Origin of the sequence: uncultured Methylobacterium sp. (genome assembly GCF_964244095.1) — a bacterium.
GTDB lineage: Bacteria > Pseudomonadota > Alphaproteobacteria > Rhizobiales > Beijerinckiaceae > Methylobacterium.
On sequence record NZ_CAXTHR010000258.1, the window covers coordinates 1 to 2,982 of the forward strand.

The following is a 2,982-nucleotide window of genomic DNA, read 5'->3' on the forward strand; positions in this document are numbered from 1 at the left end:
TGCGGCGCGGGTCGCCGCCATAGGCCGCGATGTTGTCGCGCACCCAGGCGACGGCGGCCGCACCGTCCTCCAGGAAAGCGGGGAAGGGCGCCTCGGGATAGAGCCGGTAATCCGGCAGCACGGTGACGAAGCCCTGCGCGGCGAACGCCTGGCCGACGAAGGCATAGTCCTCCTTCGAGCCGTCCTGCCAGGAGCCGCCGTAGAAGAACACGAGGACCGGCGCGTTCTCGGGCGCCGCCACCGGCGCATAGACGTCGAGCCTGCGCCGCGGCCCTTCGCCGAACGGCGCGTCGCGGAGAACCTGCCGGCCCCCGGCATCCCGCGGCCCGATCGCGTCGAACAGCGCAAGCGGCGAGCAGGCGGCGATGCCGAGCCCGGCGAGCAGGAGGCCGGCGAGGCTGGCGAGGGCCGTGAAGACGCGTATCATTCGGTTCCTAGCTGACGCCGGGGCCGCGCCCAACCCCGCGGGGTCCGGTCACGGCGCCGGCTCCTCGTCCTGCCGCGCATCCCGGCGTCCGCTTTGCCGGGATGCGCGTCAGGACGGCAGATGGCATGCGCCTCGGGGCGGATTCATGACCGGAACGGAGCGAAGTTCCGGTGCTGCGCCGGCGGTCAGGTCCGCAGCACGAGGCAGGCGCCGCCCGCGATGCGAATGCGTCCGCACAGAGCGTCCGCCGCCTGCCGGCTCTCGGCCGGGATGCGGATGCGGTAGAACGCGCGGGTGCCGCGGTTGCGCAGCCGCGTGCCGACGATCATCGGGCGGACCTCGCCGATCACCCGGGCGTAGGTGGCGCGCGCGCGCGAAAAGCTTCGGAGCGCCAGCGATTTCGAGAAGTTCCCGGCGAGCTGGATGCCCCAGGGCGCGGCCGGGCCCTCGTTGGGATTCAGGGCGAAGCGGTCGCCGCGCGCTGGGACGCGCAGGGACGCCGTCACCTGGAGGCAGGATTGCGGCGCCTCCGGGCGCGGCTCGGCCGCGGCCTGCGCGGGCTTCGCCTCCTGCGGCCTGCCGTCGCCGTCCTCAGGTGGACCCGTCCCGATCGTCGGCGAGGGACCGCGCCAGTCCTCGGCCGGGGCGCCGGTGATGGCCAGGACGTAGGCGCGGGTCTCCACGGGCAGGCCGCCGGTGCCGGCGAGCCAGTTGCCCACCCGTCCCGCGCCGCCGTTATAGGCCGCCGCCGCGAGCCCGAGGTTGCCGAACTGCCCTCTCAGGTCGGAGAGCAGGTGCGCGGCGTGCGGGATCGCCTGTTCCGGGTCGAACGGATCGCTGAGACCGCGCTCGCGCGCGGTGCCGGGCATGAACTGCGCCACCCCCTGCGCGCCGACCGGGCTCACGACGCCGACGCGGAACGCGCTCTCGCGCCAGATCAGCCGGGTCAGGAACGGGACCGGCAGCCCGCGCGCCCGGGCCGACCCCTCGATCAGCCGGCAGAGCGCCTGCTCGACGGTCTCGCCCGCCCCGTCCGAGGGTGCGGCGTGCGCCGAACTGACGAGCACGACGAAGGCGGCCATGGCGAGGAGGTTCCGGCACGGGGCTGCGAGGCGCCGCCGACGCCGGGCCCCGTCATCCACCGGACGAAGCGCGGGTTCCCGAGGGCGAGGGGAACAGGGATGGGAATGCTCCGGTATGACGCAACGATCCTCATCTCGACCTCCTCCCCGTCCGGGAAGGAGCATGGACACGCCTCGCGTGGTCGCCCGCGAACGCGCCGGCCGTCGCCTCCACGAAACGCTCCCGATGGTCCGCGACGGTTCACTGTGGGGCCGCGGCCGCGCTATAAAGGTCGGCCAACGCCACCGATCGAACGCGATTGATGCCCGAGCCGCTGCTCTCCGTCGAGGATCTCTCGGTCGCCTTCCGCTCGCGCGGGGGCGAGAGCCTGGCCGTCGACCGGGTGGGCTTCACGATCTCGGCCGGCGAGACGCTGGCGCTCGTCGGCGAATCCGGCTCGGGCAAGTCGGTCACCGCGCTCTCGATCCTGCGCCTGCTCGACGGGGCGGCCCACCACCCGGGCGGGCGCATCGTGTTTAAGGGGCGCGACCTGCTGGCGCTGCCCGAGACGGCGATGCGCTCGGTGCGCGGCGCCGACATCACGATGGTGTTCCAGGAGCCGATGACCTCGCTCAACCCGCTTCACACGATCGAGCGGCAGATCGGCGAGGTGCTGGGGTTGCATCGCGGCCTGTCGGGCAGGCGGGCGCGGGCACGCATCCTCGAACTGCTCGAACTTGTGGGCCTGCGCGACGCCGCGCGCCGCATCGGCGCCTATCCGCACGAGTTGTCCGGAGGCCAGCGCCAGCGGGTGATGATCGCGATGGCGCTCGCCTGCGAGCCCGACCTGCTGGTGGCCGACGAGCCGACGACGGCGCTCGACGTGACGGTGCAGGCGCAGATCCTGTCGCTGCTGGCCGACCTCCAGAGACGGCTCGGCATGGCGATGCTGTTCATCACCCACGATCTCGGCATCGTCGAACGCATCGCCTCGCGGGTCTGCGTGATGCTCGAAGGCCGGATCGTCGAGGCCGGGCCGGTCGCCGAGGTGTTCGCGAACCCGCAGCACGCCTACACCCGCCGCCTGATCGCATCCGAGCCCAGGGGCCGTGGCAATCCGGTCGCCGCGGATGCGGCACCGCTGGTCGAGGCCGGGCCGCTGAAGGTGTGGTTCCCGCTGAAGCAGGGCTGGCTCCGGCGCACCACCGGCCACGTCAAGGCGGTGGACGGCGTCAGCCTGCGGGTGCGCGCGGGCGAGACCGTGGGCGTGGTCGGCGAATCCGGCTCGGGCAAGACCACGCTCGGCCTCGCGCTCCTGCGGCTTACCGGCTCGGAGGGACGAATCGTGTTCCTCGGTCACGACATCGCACGCTACGGCGTCGCCGCGATGCGGCCGCTGCGCAGGGACATGCAGGTGGTCTTCCAGGACCCCTACGGTTCGCTCTCGCCGCGGATGTCGGTGGCCGACATCGTCGCCGAGGGCCTGCTGGTGC

The 2,982-nt window shown here is 73.0% G+C and carries 3 protein-coding genes; 1 reads left to right on the forward strand and 2 read right to left on the reverse strand.

Translation table 11 applies throughout. The features are described 5' to 3' along the window. Together ACFE86_RS22130 and ACFE86_RS22135 are read right to left on the reverse strand one after the other, a co-directional pair. Positions 1-427, reverse strand: a 427-nt coding sequence (locus tag ACFE86_RS22130; RefSeq protein ID WP_375457463.1) for an alpha/beta hydrolase, incomplete at its 3' end; no start/stop codon positions are given. A 185-nt stretch (positions 428-612) separates the two neighbouring features. After that, complete coding sequence (locus tag ACFE86_RS22135; protein ID WP_375457464.1) at positions 613-1,509, reverse strand: transglycosylase SLT domain-containing protein; 897 nt, start codon at positions 1,507-1,509, stop codon at positions 613-615. A gap of 302 nt (positions 1,510-1,811) precedes the next feature. Between ACFE86_RS22135 and ACFE86_RS22140 the strand changes: the two genes are divergently transcribed. Continuing rightward, a partial coding sequence (locus ACFE86_RS22140; protein WP_375457465.1) for an ABC transporter ATP-binding protein occupies positions 1,812-2,982 on the forward strand: 1,171 nt, incomplete at its 3' end.

Coding starts and splice junctions, on each gene's coding strand:
- ACFE86_RS22135 (WP_375457464.1), bottom strand. CDS start 1,509: ATGGCCGCCTTCGTCGTGCTCGTCAGTTCGGCGCACGCCGCACCCTCG.